This is a genomic window from Paenibacillus sp. GYB004 (assembly GCF_036577605.1).
Taxonomy (GTDB): Bacteria; Bacillota; Bacilli; order Paenibacillales; family NBRC-103111; genus Paenibacillus_AB; species Paenibacillus_AB oceani.
Genome location: NZ_JARBDB010000012.1, coordinates 106,003 through 119,802, shown reverse-complemented (window position 1 = coordinate 119,802; position 13,800 = coordinate 106,003). Strand labels below are relative to the sequence as shown.

At 54.0% G+C, this 13,800-nt stretch carries 12 protein-coding genes; 7 read left to right on the top strand and 5 right to left on the bottom strand.

Going from position 1 to position 13,800, the window contains the following annotated elements; all coding sequences use genetic code 11:
* Positions 1-123 precede the first annotated feature (123 nt).
* Genes PV433_RS08310 through PV433_RS08300 form a run of 3 tightly spaced genes read right to left on the bottom strand, consistent with a single transcriptional unit; the run spans position 124 to position 4,070 of the window.
* Entirely contained in the window at positions 124-1,083 is a 960-nt protein-coding gene (locus PV433_RS08310; RefSeq protein ID WP_332071713.1) for a polyprenyl synthetase family protein, read from the bottom strand.
* A gap of 3 nt (positions 1,084-1,086) precedes the next feature.
* Positions 1,087-1,749 carry a response regulator transcription factor gene (locus PV433_RS08305; RefSeq protein ID WP_332071712.1) on the bottom strand — a complete coding sequence of 221 codons (663 nt, stop codon included), beginning with the start codon at positions 1,747-1,749 and terminating at the stop codon, positions 1,087-1,089.
* Positions 1,746-4,070: an ATP-binding protein gene (locus PV433_RS08300; protein WP_332071711.1), complete on the bottom strand. Its 2,325-nt coding sequence runs from the start codon at positions 4,068-4,070 to the stop codon at positions 1,746-1,748. The genes PV433_RS08305 and PV433_RS08300 overlap by 4 nt, the downstream gene beginning before the upstream one ends.
* Positions 4,071-4,175: 105 nt before the next feature.
* On the opposite strand from PV433_RS08300, the gene PV433_RS08295 reads away from it, so the two are divergent.
* Entirely contained in the window at positions 4,176-4,343 is a 168-nt protein-coding gene (locus PV433_RS08295) for a hypothetical protein (RefSeq protein WP_332071710.1), read from the top strand.
* A 154-nt stretch (positions 4,344-4,497) separates the two neighbouring features.
* On the opposite strand, the gene PV433_RS08290 is transcribed toward PV433_RS08295, so the two are convergent.
* Positions 4,498-6,336, bottom strand: coding sequence for an LTA synthase family protein (locus PV433_RS08290; protein WP_332071766.1), 1,839 nt, complete (start codon positions 6,334-6,336; stop codon positions 4,498-4,500).
* A gap of 344 nt (positions 6,337-6,680) precedes the next feature.
* Here PV433_RS08290 and PV433_RS08285 point away from each other — a divergent pair, with 344 nt between their 5' ends.
* Positions 6,681-6,908, top strand: coding sequence for a hypothetical protein (locus tag PV433_RS08285; RefSeq protein WP_332071709.1), 228 nt, complete (start codon positions 6,681-6,683; stop codon positions 6,906-6,908).
* Positions 6,905-7,090, top strand: coding sequence for a sporulation histidine kinase inhibitor Sda (locus PV433_RS08280; protein WP_190928960.1), 186 nt, complete (start codon positions 6,905-6,907; stop codon positions 7,088-7,090). Before PV433_RS08285 ends, PV433_RS08280 begins: the two co-directional genes overlap by 4 nt.
* Positions 7,091-7,690: 600 nt before the next feature.
* Here the strand turns inward: PV433_RS08280 and hemQ are convergent.
* The gene (hemQ, locus tag PV433_RS08275; protein ID WP_332071708.1) at positions 7,691-8,437 is read right to left on the bottom strand and encodes a hydrogen peroxide-dependent heme synthase; all 747 of its coding nucleotides are present in this window, start codon (positions 8,435-8,437) and stop codon (positions 7,691-7,693) included.
* A 249-nt stretch (positions 8,438-8,686) separates the two neighbouring features.
* Here hemQ and PV433_RS08270 point away from each other — a divergent pair, with 249 nt between their 5' ends.
* The 4 genes from PV433_RS08270 (at position 8,687) to PV433_RS08255 (ending at position 13,700) form a co-directional block, all read left to right on the top strand.
* The gene (locus PV433_RS08270) at positions 8,687-8,977 is read left to right on the top strand and encodes a YuiB family protein (protein ID WP_190928962.1); all 291 of its coding nucleotides are present in this window, start codon (positions 8,687-8,689) and stop codon (positions 8,975-8,977) included.
* A 98-nt stretch (positions 8,978-9,075) separates the two neighbouring features.
* The gene (locus PV433_RS08265; protein ID WP_332071707.1) at positions 9,076-10,113 is read left to right on the top strand and encodes a LacI family DNA-binding transcriptional regulator; all 1,038 of its coding nucleotides are present in this window, start codon (positions 9,076-9,078) and stop codon (positions 10,111-10,113) included.
* A gap of 215 nt (positions 10,114-10,328) precedes the next feature.
* Complete coding sequence (locus PV433_RS08260) at positions 10,329-11,675, top strand: extracellular solute-binding protein (RefSeq protein ID WP_332071706.1); 1,347 nt, start codon at positions 10,329-10,331, stop codon at positions 11,673-11,675.
* 72 nt (positions 11,676-11,747) lie between these two features.
* Positions 11,748-13,700, top strand: coding sequence for an alpha/beta hydrolase family protein (locus PV433_RS08255; protein WP_332071705.1), 1,953 nt, complete (start codon positions 11,748-11,750; stop codon positions 13,698-13,700).
* Positions 13,701-13,800: the final 100 nt, after the last annotated feature.

Genomic DNA, 13,800 nt, shown 5'->3' with positions numbered 1-13,800 from the left:
TTGTCAGTCTTTTAGTTAACAGATGATAGTTCGCCGGACCAGAAGCAGGGAGGCTTCGAACCGGGGGGGCGTTTCTTTACGAGGGACTGCCTACTTCCCCAGCCATCCCTGCTCCTGTTACGCTCATAGCTCCGTACGGTCCATAGGTGATTGCCCGGCGGGACCCAATGTCAGTTCCCGGAACTGCTCCTTCCACGGCGACAGAGCGGGCAGCCCGTCCAACGTTTCTGCGGCCTTTTGCATAAACAGCGACTGGATTACCTCGGTATACTCGGCGCATCCCGATTCGGCAATATACGCCATGCATGCTCCCTTATGCTGCAAAAACTGCTCCCGGGTCATCGCGCCCGAGTAATAGTCCTGGATCGGGGCGAACCTGCCTTCCGTATCGTCCCCGAGCAAGTACAAGATCGGCAGCGTCTTTTTTCGGTGCAGCAGGTCGTTTTTCAGATCGTAACGCAAGACATCCCGCAAATCATTGGACAGCTGATACACAACCCCGACGTAACCGGCCAGCAGCTCCATCTGCTCGGCGACGTCGTCGCCCGCGGGCGTTGCCCCGTAACCCATGTAATAGGCGAGCTTCAGCAGCATACACGATTTGTGCTGCACGACGGAGATGTAATCCTGTTCGGTTTGCATATCGTTCGTTAAGTCGCGATACTGTCCGTTTATCGCATGCATGACGATTTGGCTAATCTCACCGGGCTCGGGAAACCGCTCCTCCGGATACTCCGCCTGCAATCGGCCCAACTCGGCGATCGCTCCCATCAGCAGACCCATCACTGCATTCAGCGCCAGCTCGGGCGGGCATTTCATCCAGCTTCTGTCCATATTGTCGCGGTCCTGCAAATCGTCGGCGATATCCAGCGCGAGCACGAGCAGTTCCGTCAAAGCCGCCAGTCGGTCGATATGGGGCGAACGTCCGCCATACATGAAGTGGGCAAGCCGTGTCGATTGTCCCCAGCGCGACGTTTCCCCCGCCTTGTCGGAGGCGAACGATTTCAGCAAGGCGTTGAAATCCGCTACCGGTACGAGCCGGTCGATCGTTTGCTCGATTTCGTTCAACAGGGCAGCCTGCATCGGTTAGGGCTCCTCCGGAAGATCGGCGTACATCGGACTCCGCACAAATTTCTCGATCGCCTGAATGCGGGTGGAGACGCCGAACTTGTCGTATATTTTTTTGAGATAATTGTCTACCGACCGTTTGCTGACATGGATCTGATCGGCGATCTGTTCATGGGTAACGCCTTTGACCAGCAACGACATAATTTGCAGCTCGTCGGCGGACAAGACGACCGTTTCCGTCTCGGCGGGGCGGGGCACCCGGTTCGTTACCCGCATCTGCTGATACAGCGGGAGCGGGATCATCGTATGGTTGTCGAGAATGCAGCGGACGAGGTTCTGGATCGTCGTCTCCCCGGACTCTTTCGAAATGATGCCGCTGACCCCGATCTCGAGCAAGTGGTTGTACAAGTCGGCAACATCGATCCCGGTAAAAATGACGATGTGCGTTTGCGGGTAGCGCCGCTTCACTTTCTCGGCGACCAGACTGCCGTACTGGTCCGGCATATGGTAATCGAGAAACAGCAGCTCCGGCTGATGCTCCTCGACCAGCTCCAGACATTGTTGTCCGTTCGACGCAACTCCTACGACGGTGATGCCTTCCACCTGCTCCAAAATCAGTTTCGTCGCCCGGGCTACAACGGGATGATCGTCTACGACTATCGTCCTGACGGTTCGTTTCATGCAGTCTTTCCCCCTTTCATCGGAAACGAAATACGGATACTGACTCCTTCCCCTTGATGAGCGTCCAGCTCCAGCTGGCCGTTCAGATGAAGAACGCGGCTGCGAAGCTGTTCGATCCCGACTCCGGACGTGCCGATATCCGGCGCCGTCATCTCTTCCGGGTCGAAGCCGACGCCGTCATCCTGGTAATGCAGAACGACTTGTCCGCTTATCGTGGTGAGCCGAAGCGAGATAAAGGAAGCTTCTGAATGCTTCTTCGCGTTATTGATTAATTCCTGCACGATTCGGAAAATATGGCGTTTCGTTTCCAGATCGCGTCGTTCGACCGCAAGCGCGCCGGAGGCGTCGAAGCGGATCTGGAACGGGCTGCTGAACGATTCCCGTTCGATAATTTTTTCGATCGTCCGGACGAGCCCGATTTCCTGCAGCAGGTACGGGTTAAGATCGAAGCAGCTTTGACGCAGGTTCACATTGATGATTTCGATATAATCGACGAGACCGTTAATCGTCTCCTTGGCGTCGGCCGGAAGTCCCGGCCGTTCCCCAAGCGCCGTCAGCTTGCGCTTCAAGAAGAACAAGTCCTGCATTGTCGTATCGTGCAGATCGGAGGCAATTCGCACCCGCTCCTGTTCCTGCAGCTCGAAGGTCAGTTTGCGGAACCAGTTGAAGTCGTACGCCTCTTGTTCGTTCGGCAGCTGGGAGGCGAGCCGGTTCAGCTTCACGGTCAGCTTGCGGATCAAGTAGATGTTCTCCAGACTGACGGCCAAATACGAGATAATGAGACCCAGCCATTGCACTTCCTCCAGACCGAGCTTGGTATTCGACTTTTTCTGGGTCATGATCAGGTAACTCGTATATTCCTCGTGCCGGTTGATTTCGAATTTCATCAGGTTCGGGTGTTCCGATGACGGTTCGCTGGCTACTACTTTCTCGACTTCCTCCTGATTGATGTCTCCTTCGCGGATCATTTCGATACTGTCGCGATGCCGGAACACGATGGCGCCTCCGTACACCTGCAGCGTATTCACGATATCGCTCAGAAAGAGATCCTTCAGATCGCGGAAGCTGGATATGGACGTCAGGTCTTTCGATATTTTTTTGAGCGCTTCCTGCAAGTAATGTTTACGCGGAAACATCACCCGCTCCAGGCGCGTGTACATGTTCTCGACGGAATATAAAACGAAAGTTAATATAACCAAGACAACGATAAAGGAGAAGAAAAAATATTTAAGGTTAATATAGTCTTGGAAAATCAAGGCGTTGACCAGTACGATAGCTCCGCTCGGCAGCAGCGCGACAATAACGGTGAACAAAAGCCGGCGAAGCACGATATCGATGTCGTATAATTGCTTGGTTAACAACAGATAGGCGAACGAAAGCGGGAAAAAAAGCACAAACCATCCCATATACAGCGAGCTGACCCACTCTACGTTATACAACACAAGCGGGAGAAAGGATAAAGTGACGATCGGAATGAAAGAGATGATCAGTGCAACCCAGACTACTTTTATAATGGTGGATAAATAGGAATTGCTCTTATAATTTTTGATATATAACCCGGCTAGCACGGCGAAACTTAACGAAATCGAAAGGATAAACATAATAATATTGATCATGGACGTGATGCGTGTCATATAAAACGCTGCGAAGCTTTCGAAAAAAAAGGTGCACCGGAACAGAAAATTGACGGCAACCGATATGTATAAATATTTCAAGTATCCTCGCGGCAAATCCTGATTGCCTTTTTCTTTAAAAAACTCGATTAAGAAATGCAAGAAAACGATCGGTAATAATACGAGAAACGTATTGATTAAGTTTTTGCCAAGCGCGTCTCCGCGTATAGAGGCCCCAAGACTCATAAAAGTGATCCCGATACAGACGAAAACAAGAGCAAGAAGAGTAGCGGATTTGGAAAATTTGATCCGGGAATTAATGAACAGCGCAATGGTAAAGCAGACGATTTCGGCTATGAAGGGCAGCAGCGAATAGGAAAGCGAGTTCGAGACGCCTTCCGTAGTAACGGTGAGCTGTTGATGGTTCCGTTCGATTATAATTTCATCGACCTGTTCAATCGAGCCCCACTTTTTGATAGGAGGATGTTCGGAGGGAGGAACTCCGTCTACCGAAACGATCGTATCTCCGATTCGGATGTCCAGATGCTGGGATACGCTTTCCGGATCGAGACTTTCTACCACCCATTCACTGCCAGGATTTTTAGCCAAATTAATCCCTATATACGGGTAGCGGAAGGTCAGGTAGGCAAACCAGATTTGAATGCCGATGAGAGCGAGGATGATAATCGGCAGTTTTCGACCCCTCAAAAAAAAAATCATATAATCACCTACAATTTGGTATTTGAACTTCCATAATTTTCTGGTACTATTGGATTAGTAACGGATTATAAAAATAAGGAGGAATTCCTAAGTATGCAAACTTTAACTTGGTCCCCGCAACTGCAACTGACTGTTAGAAACTCGAAAAAAGAAAGCGTTACCGAAAACAAAATGTTGTCGCCGTCCGAGAATGCAGCTGTCCGTACTGTGCTGGGTAAAGAAGGACTCAAGGCCAAAGTCCAACAATTGTGGTGGTCCTAAGAGGTGCTATTATTTTAACAAAAATAAGAGAGGTTGTATATTTTCATATACAGTCTCTCTTTTTTTGCACATATTTTGTCAGTGCCGCGCTCTATCGATTTCGCTTCTCTATGAAACTCTGCTAACTTCCGCCGTTTACCGGCAACCCCCATTCTTATTCAGACTCGCCGTCCAGGTCGGGCAGTTGCATCACGTAGTGATCCGACAGCCGGAGCAGCATCAGCGCCCGCTCGTATTCGTCCTCCGTCGCGGAAGGGTCCGGCAAGCCGATCTTCGCGAACGGATACAGGCTGCCGTCGTCATAACCGCTTCCCGGAATAAAGATCGTCTCTTCGTTCATAAACGAACCGGAGGGCAAATAATACCGCTGCGGCAGCAGATTGCCGGTTTGATTCAGCAGATCCTGGCCGAAGTAAATCTGGTCCTGCAGAGGAATGCCCGTCAAGCTCGCGATCGTCGGCAGCAGGTCGACTTGTCCCCCGAGCTTATCGAGCACAGCCGGCTGGGTGATTCCCGGAGCGGCGACGACGAGCGGGATGTTTAGCATATCCGGATACGTATATTCGCGTCCGAGCAGGCCGTTCATCAGCTCTTTTTCCCCTCGCGTCAGCATGTACACCGGCAGTCCGAGATGGTCCCCGTATACGACGATCAGACTGTTCTCCCAGATGCCGCTCGACTGCAACTTGTCGATAAAACGGCCGAGCGCCGCATCCGCATAATGCTGCGCCAAAATGTAGTTGCCCACGAACGTGTCCTTGTAGACGTCGGGAAGAGGGAACTTGCGCTTGTCCGGAGGGATCGTATACGGATGATGGGCGGTCATCGAGATAACCTGGGCGTAAAACGGCTTATCCTCCTCTTCCTGAATCCGTGCAAGCTCCTGGGCTGTTTTGTCATACAACACATCGTCGGAGGAACCGAAGAAAACCGGATCGTCTTCTCCGAAAAAAGCTCTGTCGTAATAACGGTCGAACCCGAGAGAACGGTATAGTTCGCGTCGGTTCCAAAAGCTGGCGTCGTTCGTATGGAACGTCAGCGAGCTGTACCCATGCTGCTTCATCAGCTTCGGCAAGCTCGGCAGCTCTTTGCCGGCATACCGCTGTGTCGCAGCCTCCTGAGGCGGGATGTAAAGGGACGTATTCACGACGAATTCGGCGTCGGACGTATTGCCGGGACCTACCTGCTGATAAAAGTTGGAGAAATAGAGATGCTCCCGGGCCAGCCCGTTCAGGACAGGCGTAACCTCCGTGCCGCCGACCTGCAGTCCGATCAGAAAGTTCTGGAACGACTCGAGCTGAATTACGATGACGTTCCGTTGCGAAGCGGCTCCGGCATATTCCGGCGCCTCCGGGACTAGAGTCCGCTTGAGGGCGTCGATATCGGCTTGTACGACAGGGGGGCCCGAGGCGGCCTGCCGCTCTTGTTTCGTGAGCAGCGTGTAAGCTTCGTAGCCGAGAATGCCCATTTCTTCGGCTTGTTTGAATTCGCTCATGCTTGCCCGGTTCGGCATGATATTGAATAAACAGATTGCCAGCGATAAGGCGAACAAAAACGTAGCCGCTTTGCGGTTATGGACGAGCGCGAACAGCTGCAAGTGCGGGTTCCGTTTTTTGCTGCGGATCAGCAGCATGCTGATGACGATGATGTCGAGAAAAATAAACAAATAGTAAGGATGCATCAGCGAGAACACGCTGCTTTTGACGGCCGTCACTTGGCCTAGCATTTTCAAGGCATGATAGGTGACGATGACACCGTAATACTTGTAGTACATGATAACGGCAAAAAAGACGGCTGTAAGCGTAACATTTACGGTCATATACCAGGCGAGCTTCCGCTTGGTCGCCAACATCTCGATTAAACCGAACAGCATCCAGACGAACGGGATTTCGGTCAGCAGCGGCGCCCACGACCAGCTGCCCTCGGAGATGACCAGCCAGGTGAGACCGCTTTTGAGCAGCATAATTAAGGAGAAAAAGAGAAAGGGCTTCATCCGCTTCGTCAACTTTCCAGCCTCCCGTGCTTTAGTCCGATTCCTATAAATCTCGTTAAAAATATTATTATGCAACGGCGGAGCGAGGAAGTCAAAAACTGGAACGAAAAGGAAAACCCAACGGCTTAAATTCGACAATATCCCGGTATAACAATCGGTGAAACGGCTTCCGGAAAGCGGAAACAAGCCGCCTTGCGTCCGAGTGCAAATCGATTTGCATTCAAATGCAACAAATTTGCGCTGAATCCCGGGCCGATTCCGGATAACATAGAAAGTGTATAAATATGGAAGTGTCGTCGGTGTCGATACTCGCCGCGGACTTACATCCTGGGAGGGGACGAGAGATGAAGGTGAATCAAGGAGACGAACGTTTCTTTGCTTTGGCGATTCAAACCGTGCTTCACAGCAACAAGCACCGCCTCTATTTACTGACCGATACTGGGGAATGCGATTCCTTTCTCCGCGAAATGTCCGACGAGATTTTACATAGAGCACAAGCATTCAAGCGGATTACCGAAACGGCGGTTCGCGAGTTGGATCACGACGGCTTTTACAGGGAGGGAGTCGTGTGAAGAGACTGCGGGATGACATTCTGGTCGACTGTTACGTCAAGTCGGTGGAGTGGCAGCTTGAGCAGGACTTCATCGATATCTTGCGCCAGGAGATGGAGAAGCGCAATCTGAAGGTGCCCGACTGCAGCTCTGTGCTGGCGGTTCCGGCAGCTTCAGGGTACAGCCGGCTGCAATCGTCGTAGCGATTTTGTTAAACTGCAGCAAAGTGAAACATGGTTTTCCATAGCAAAGCCCGGTCCGCAACGGACTCGGGCTTTTTTTGAACGAAATACAACAGCAGAGCAGGGGCTCCGTAGAAGGAACCAAAGACTCGTCTTTGTCAGAGCCGGCGTGTTTGTGCGTTCCCGTGTGCATATGTTATGGCGAAGGCGAACACAACCCGCCCACTAATATCTTCTGATGAGACTGTCGATTAAATGTGAAGAAGTGTTATCTGGCCGTTCCAAGTGAAAAGTTGCCTTCTTCTGCTCAGACAGGTTGTCCGGAATCCCTTTATTTTGATGGAATTTAAGGTTTGGGATTCCAGACAAAACTCGCCAGAAGGCAATCCTTCACTTTCCACTCGGTTGTTCATAATGAATCGACAGTCTCTCTGATTACCTTTAAGTCGAACGGTGTTACCCTCATAACCTCATCCACGAACGAACGGCCGGAGCCAAGCCAAGGCGCCCATTTCCTCCCACACATTCGCGAGGCTCTATACGTCAAAAAACCGTCAGGTGACTTACCTCTGACGGTGCTTTTCATAAATCCGGTTTGAACCGGTTCAAACCACGTTTCACTTATACGCGGAGCAAGCTGCGGCATTTGTCCGAATCGAGAAGGTTGCCGACGTAAAACGCGCCGAATTCGCCGAAACGGGCGCTTGCTTCGTCGAAGCGCATCTCGTATACGAGCTTTTTGAACGTAAGCGGATCGTCGGAGAACAGCGTCACGCCCCACTCCCAGTCGTCCAGACCTACGGAGCCGGTGATGATCTGCTTGACCCGTCCCGCATAGCTGCGGCCGATCATGCCATGGCTGCGCATAAAGCCGCGGCGTTCTTCCATGCTGAGCATATACCAGTTGTCGTCGCCGGAGCGGCGCTTGTTCATCGGATAGAAGCAAATATGTTTCGCTTTCGGCAAAATCGGCTTCAGACGAGCCATAATTTCCGGGTCCTGCATCGGATCGGTGCCCGGCTTCGCCATATAGCTGCTAAGCTCAACGACGGAGACGTACGAATAAACGGGAATCGTATATTGGGCGAAAGTCGTCTTGTTGAACGCCGTCTCAAGCTCGTTTAGCTCGTCGAGCGTTTCCCGCAGATGCATGAAGACGATGTCCGCTTTTTGGCCTACTATCGTATAAAATGCCGTGCTGCCTGTCTTCTGCTGTTCGACTTCGTTCCACTGGGCAAGCAGCGTATGCAGCTCGTCCTCCGCTTTGGCGCGTTCTTCGGGGGACAGCCGTTTCCAGGCGTTCCAGTCGATCGCGCGGAAATCGTGCAGCGCATACCAGCCTTCCAGCGTTTGTACCGCTTCGCTCATAGGTGCAGCTCCTTTCGTTAATCCGTTCGGATTATCGGTTTACGCCATAATTGTAGCGAAACGGAGCCCAAAGGGCAAACGCTTCACAGAGTTGACACAAACCGTTCAGGACCGGCTGAACAGGGCGGTCTGTCAACAGCCGGTTCCCGTGACGGATTTCGCACAGTTGGCGGTTAAGCCTTTACTTCGCCGCTCATTTCAACTACAATTGACGTGAAAAACGGGAATCGAGCCCGGGAGGTACTTCGCATGATCGATATCATTCAGCTCGTTATCGCTATGGTGCTTGTGTTCGTGCTTATGTACGGCATCGGCTTCATCTTTAACATGCTGCTGAAAACTACGCATTTCCCCATCTACCTGTACACGCTGGCGGTCATCGGCATGCTCGTTTATTGGGCGTGGCACTCCGGTTCGCTGCTTTCGCATCTGGCCGAATTAAGGGGCGAATACTTGTTGTTTATTTGCGGGCTGCTCGGCGCGATTTTGAGCGGCAAGACGATCCAATTTTTGCGGCTGCGGGGATATAAAATGTTTTGATCGGGCTTCTCCGTCGGGAGAGGCTTTTTTTCTCGTTAATGACAAGCGGCGGCTCGACTCGGAGATCGGCCGGGACAGGCATGGAGAGGATAAGCGGCATGAAAAAAAATATAACGATGAAAGATATCGCCGATTATTTGGGCGTGGATCGTACGACGATTTCGAAAGCTTTGGCCGGGGCGCCCGGAGTTTCGCCGAAAACGATCGAGAAGGTGAGGCAGACTGCGGAACAGCTCGGCTACCGGAAAGACATTTTTGCAAGCGGTTTTAATACCGGTAAAAATGCGGTGCTCGGTCTGCTGCTCGCCGACATGACCCGGGGCATTTATGCCCCGCTCGTGGAGAGCTTTCAAAGAACGGCGCTTGGGCTTCACTACAGCACGATCCTGTTTTATTTGAACCGGAGCGAGGAAGAACTGGCCAATGCGGTCGAACTGCTCAAGCAGCAGCGGGTGTCCGGCGCCACGTTTATTTCCGCCGCGGCGCCGGCGACGCTGACGAAATATTTGACTGACTTTGCCGAGAACGGCTTGGCGGTAAATACGCTGGAGCGGAGCTTCGTCGAGCGCGATGCGGATTGCGTTGCGTTTAACCATGTCCGGGCGGGTTACGATTTGACGAATCATTTCATTGACCTCGGGCACCGGAACATCGCATTTATGACGTATCGGGACATCAGCGGCACGCCCCAAGGCCGGTTGAAAGGGTACATGGAAGCGATGCGCGGCGCGGGGCTGTCTCCCCGAGTTATCGCCGAAGACAATCCGGTCTCCCATCGGGCCGGGGACGAAGTGCGGATCGCGTACGAACGGCTGCATCAAGCGTGGGACCAGACGGACATGCCGACCGGATGGATCGGGGTCAACGACAATTTTGCCCTCGGTATCCTGCATGCCTTGAAGGATAAACGGATCGCCGTCCCCGGCGACATGTCGGTGGCGGGTTTCGACGATTTGAACGCGACGCTCGGCATTCCCCAACTGACGTCAATGCGCATGCCAATGGACCGGGCGGGAGAAGCGCTGGCCGGGCTGCTCGTCGAGCGGATCTCCGCTGCTACCCAGACGGCTTTCCAAGTAATGCTCGATTACGAGATAATCGTGAGAGGCTCTACCGCTCCTTACCCCCGCAGTTAACGAATGGGATCTGAATATACGGACAAATACGAGGAATGCCGAGCGATTCGGCATTTTTTGTTGTTTAACGGACGATGAGCCTTACTAAACGCTGGATCGAACGTACAACGGAATGTAAGCGGCCCCAAAATGGAATTGACAGGCGGAAAACGCCGGGGATATAATGAAATCGTAATTTCAACCGAGTGAAATATATGAAAACAGGAGGTAATTCTATGAAACGACGATGGTGTCTGGCCGCTTTATCCGTGATGATGCTCGGGGCGGCCGCCTGCGGTGCTCAGACGGGAACTGGCGCGGAGCCGGGCGATTCGCAGCCAAAAGGGGACGGCGGCCCTGAAAGCAAGCCGAAGCAGCCGATCGCGCTTTACATCCAAAATATTTACTCCGGCAGTCCGACCGCAGAAGAGTTTACAGACATGTACGGCCGGCTCATTCAACAAAAGTTTCCGCATATCGAGAGCATTCATTACTTCAGCAACGCTACCCGCCCTCTCGACCAGGTGCTGGTCAACAAAGATCGGATGGATATCGTCATTACTTCCCAAGCCACCTTCCAATCCGCATTCGTCGCCAATTCCCTGCATACCGATATCTCCGGCTATATCGCCCAAACGAAATACGACGTAAACCGGCTGGACGCTTCCTCGCTGAACCTGGTCAAGCAGCTGGGGGGAGGCAAGCTGTACGGACTGCCCGTTGATGCCGGAGGCACGTGGCTGATCTACAACAAAGATTTGTTCGACAAGTTCGGAGTGTCCTATCCGAGCGATTCCATGACGTGGGAGCAATTTGAAGATCTGGCGAAAAAGCTGAGCCGGACGGACGGAGGCGTAAAATATCACGGCGCTGCGCTGCCTCCGGTCAATTACCTGATCCGCAATCCGTACGGGCTGAACCATATCGACGCCGCCACCGGCAAAGCGAGCTTTCAAGATCCGGGGTGGTCCCGTTTCCTGAACCGGATCGCCGACCTGTACCGGATACCCGGGAACGAAAAGGACGCCCAGCAGCTCGGAACTTCCGGGGCGCTTAATCTGTTCCGTAAAGACAAAACGGCCGCGATGTACTCGCCGATCGTCAGCAACGACATTACCTTGGCCTTCGGCCTAGAAGACGTGAACTTCGATTTTACCCGGTTCCCTTCGATGAGCGACGCGCCGGGAGGCGTGCAGACGTACCCGAATATTTACGCATTGTCGGCTACAAGCCCTCACAAGGAAGACGCCTTTGACGTAATCGCCTACATGACATCCGAGGAAGTCCAACTGGCCAAGTCCAGACGCGGCGGGTTCGCTTCGTTGAACAACGACTCGATCCGGGCGGCGTTCGGTCAGGAGGCGCCGGCGTTTATCCGAGCGAAAAATCTGAAAGTGTTTGCCGAGCCGAACCGGTACGTCACCCCGACGTTTTTCTCGGAATATGTGAGCATTGCCAATACCGAATTAAATGCGGCATTAACAAGCGTTGTTACGGGTGGAACGGATATGAATACGGCGCTTCGCCAAGCGGCGGAGAGCGCGGACCGTAAAATCGAGCAGGCGAAGCAGGCAAAAAAATAAAGCGGCAGAAATAGGAATGAATACGGGTTGCCAAAACGGCACTACGGGCAGCCGAAAAGGAGAGAAGCGAACATGCATATCAAAGAGTACCTGCACCAAATGGCGTGGAAGGCGGACGAAAAAGCGCTGCCGTCCTTCGGATCGGCGGACGAATTCGAGGTGTGGCGGCGGCAAAGACAAAAGCGCTTTCACGAAATGCTCGGCATCGACGGTTACCTGGCCGAGGAACGGACGCCGCTGCGCGTCACCGTGACCGGGTCTGTCGACTGCGGGACGCACCGGATCGACAAGCTGCATTACCAAAGCTTGCCCGGCCTGTACGTCGCGGCCAATCTGTATGTGCCTGCCGGGCTGAAGGAGCCCGCTCCCGGCATCTTATATGTGTGCGGCCATAGCGCGACGCAAAAAATCCAGTATCAAGAGCACTCCCGCCGCTTCGCCCAGGAAGGCTTCGTGACGCTGGTCGTAGATACGATCCAGCATGGAGAAGTGCAAGGCATCCATCACGGCACGTATTCGCGCGGCATGTTCGATTGGGTGAGCCGGGGGTATTCGCCGTCGGCTGCGGAAGTGTGGAACGCGATCCGCGGGCTTGACGTATTAAGCGAACTTACAGAGGTGGACGCCGCCCGCCTGGGCATCACCGGACATTCCGGAGGCGGATCGATCAGCTGGTGGGCGATGTGTGCCGACGACCGGATCAAGGCGATGGCTTCGTCGTCGGGGACAGGCCATCTCACTTCCCATATCCGCGACCGGACGCTCGACTACCATTGCGACTGCAACTTCCCGAACAACCCGGACGGCTGGTCGCTGACCGAAGCTTATGCGCTCGCCGCGCCGCGGCCCGTGCTGATCGTCGCTCCCGCCCGGGACCGGGTATTCCGCATCGATTCCGTTCGTTACGTACATGACAAGCTCCAGGCGTTGTACCGGAACATCGGAGCGGAGGGACGGCTCGGCCTGTTCGAATTTCAAGCGCCCCATATGTATACGCCGGAGTCGCGCAAGCACGTGTTCAGCTGGTTTTTGACCCATCTGGCGGGACGCCCGGTCACACCTGAGCAAGCAACCGATTTCGACGGCGTGAAGCTTCCGGTCGAGCAGTTGCTCGTATTCGGGGGCAAGCCGCCGGCGGACGACCGTTCGACGACAGTGGAAGGCGGGTTCGTCCGGCTCCCCGTGCCCGCGGATATCGAGACGATGGAGCAGCTCGCCACAGAGCGGACACGCGTCATAGCCGCGCTGCGCAAGGAAAGCTTCGCCGCCTTCCCGCAGGAGCCGATTCCGCTTGCGGCCGAACGCGAGCACGAGTACGACTTGATGGACGGCAGCTGCTCGCGCAAATTTTCGTTCTCGTCCGATTCGTATTGGAGACTGGAGGGGGAGCTTCGCGGAATCGAAGGCGATTCACCGCGCCCGGCCGCGGTTGCCCTGAGACGGTCGGTTCACCGGAAGGAAGACGAACCGTTCGACATCCTGAAGGGGCTGGGCGCCGGATGGATCAAGGCGCGTATCGATCCGCGCGGGACGGGCGATTCGACCTGGGGGCCGGAATTGAATTGGCATGTCCGGCGTTCCTCGGCTCTGATCGGTCATACGGTCACCTCGATGCGGGTGTGGGACACGCTGCGCGGTCTGGAAGCGATCCGGGCGAGACCGGAGGTTGACCCTGCCCGGGTATTGCTTGCCGGTAAAGGAGAGATGGCGGTCGTCGCTCTGCTCGCGGCTTTGCTCGACGGAGAGGTCGGCACGCTGGTGCTGGAGGATATGCCGTCCTCGTTTCTGCAAGCCGACGACGATCCCGCTCGACTCGGGGAAGGGTTCGAGGTCATCAATGCGCTTCGCATCGCTGATCTGCCGCAGCTGGCGGCGTTGTTATGGCCGGCGAAGCTTATCGTGACGGGGAAACGCTGGCAAGGCTACGAGTATGCCGAGCGTCTGTACGCCCGGCTCGGCGGCCCGGGACGTATCATGTACCGTACCGATACGAACGGCTGGCCGGCGGACGAGGTCCGATTATAAATTTCGGCTGTCCCGGGAAACGTAACCAAGTAAGTTGAACGAATGAAATTGCGTTCATTTCATTCAACTTATCCAGGTAGAACGGTTATTTTTTTCCGGG

Excerpts from the sequence above, each read along its gene's own strand:
- PV433_RS08310 (WP_332071713.1), bottom strand. The coding sequence starts at position 1,083 with ATGCAGGCTGCCCTGTTGAACGAAATCGAGCAAACGATCGACCGGCTC.
- PV433_RS08260 (WP_332071706.1), top strand. The coding sequence starts at position 10,329 with ATGAAACGACGATGGTGTCTGGCCGCTTTATCCGTGATGATGCTCGGG.
- PV433_RS08305 (WP_332071712.1), bottom strand. The coding sequence starts at position 1,749 with ATGAAACGAACCGTCAGGACGATAGTCGTAGACGATCATCCCGTTGTA.
- hemQ (WP_332071708.1), bottom strand. The coding sequence starts at position 8,437 with ATGAGCGAAGCGGTACAAACGCTGGAAGGCTGGTATGCGCTGCACGAT.
- PV433_RS08255 (WP_332071705.1), top strand. The coding sequence starts at position 11,748 with ATGCATATCAAAGAGTACCTGCACCAAATGGCGTGGAAGGCGGACGAA.
- PV433_RS08270 (WP_190928962.1), top strand. The coding sequence starts at position 8,687 with ATGATCGATATCATTCAGCTCGTTATCGCTATGGTGCTTGTGTTCGTG.
- PV433_RS08290 (WP_332071766.1), bottom strand. The coding sequence starts at position 6,336 with ATGAAGCCCTTTCTCTTTTTCTCCTTAATTATGCTGCTCAAAAGCGGT.
- PV433_RS08265 (WP_332071707.1), top strand. The coding sequence starts at position 9,076 with ATGAAAAAAAATATAACGATGAAAGATATCGCCGATTATTTGGGCGTG.
- PV433_RS08295 (WP_332071710.1), top strand. The coding sequence starts at position 4,176 with ATGCAAACTTTAACTTGGTCCCCGCAACTGCAACTGACTGTTAGAAAC.
- PV433_RS08285 (WP_332071709.1), top strand. The coding sequence starts at position 6,681 with ATGAAGGTGAATCAAGGAGACGAACGTTTCTTTGCTTTGGCGATTCAA.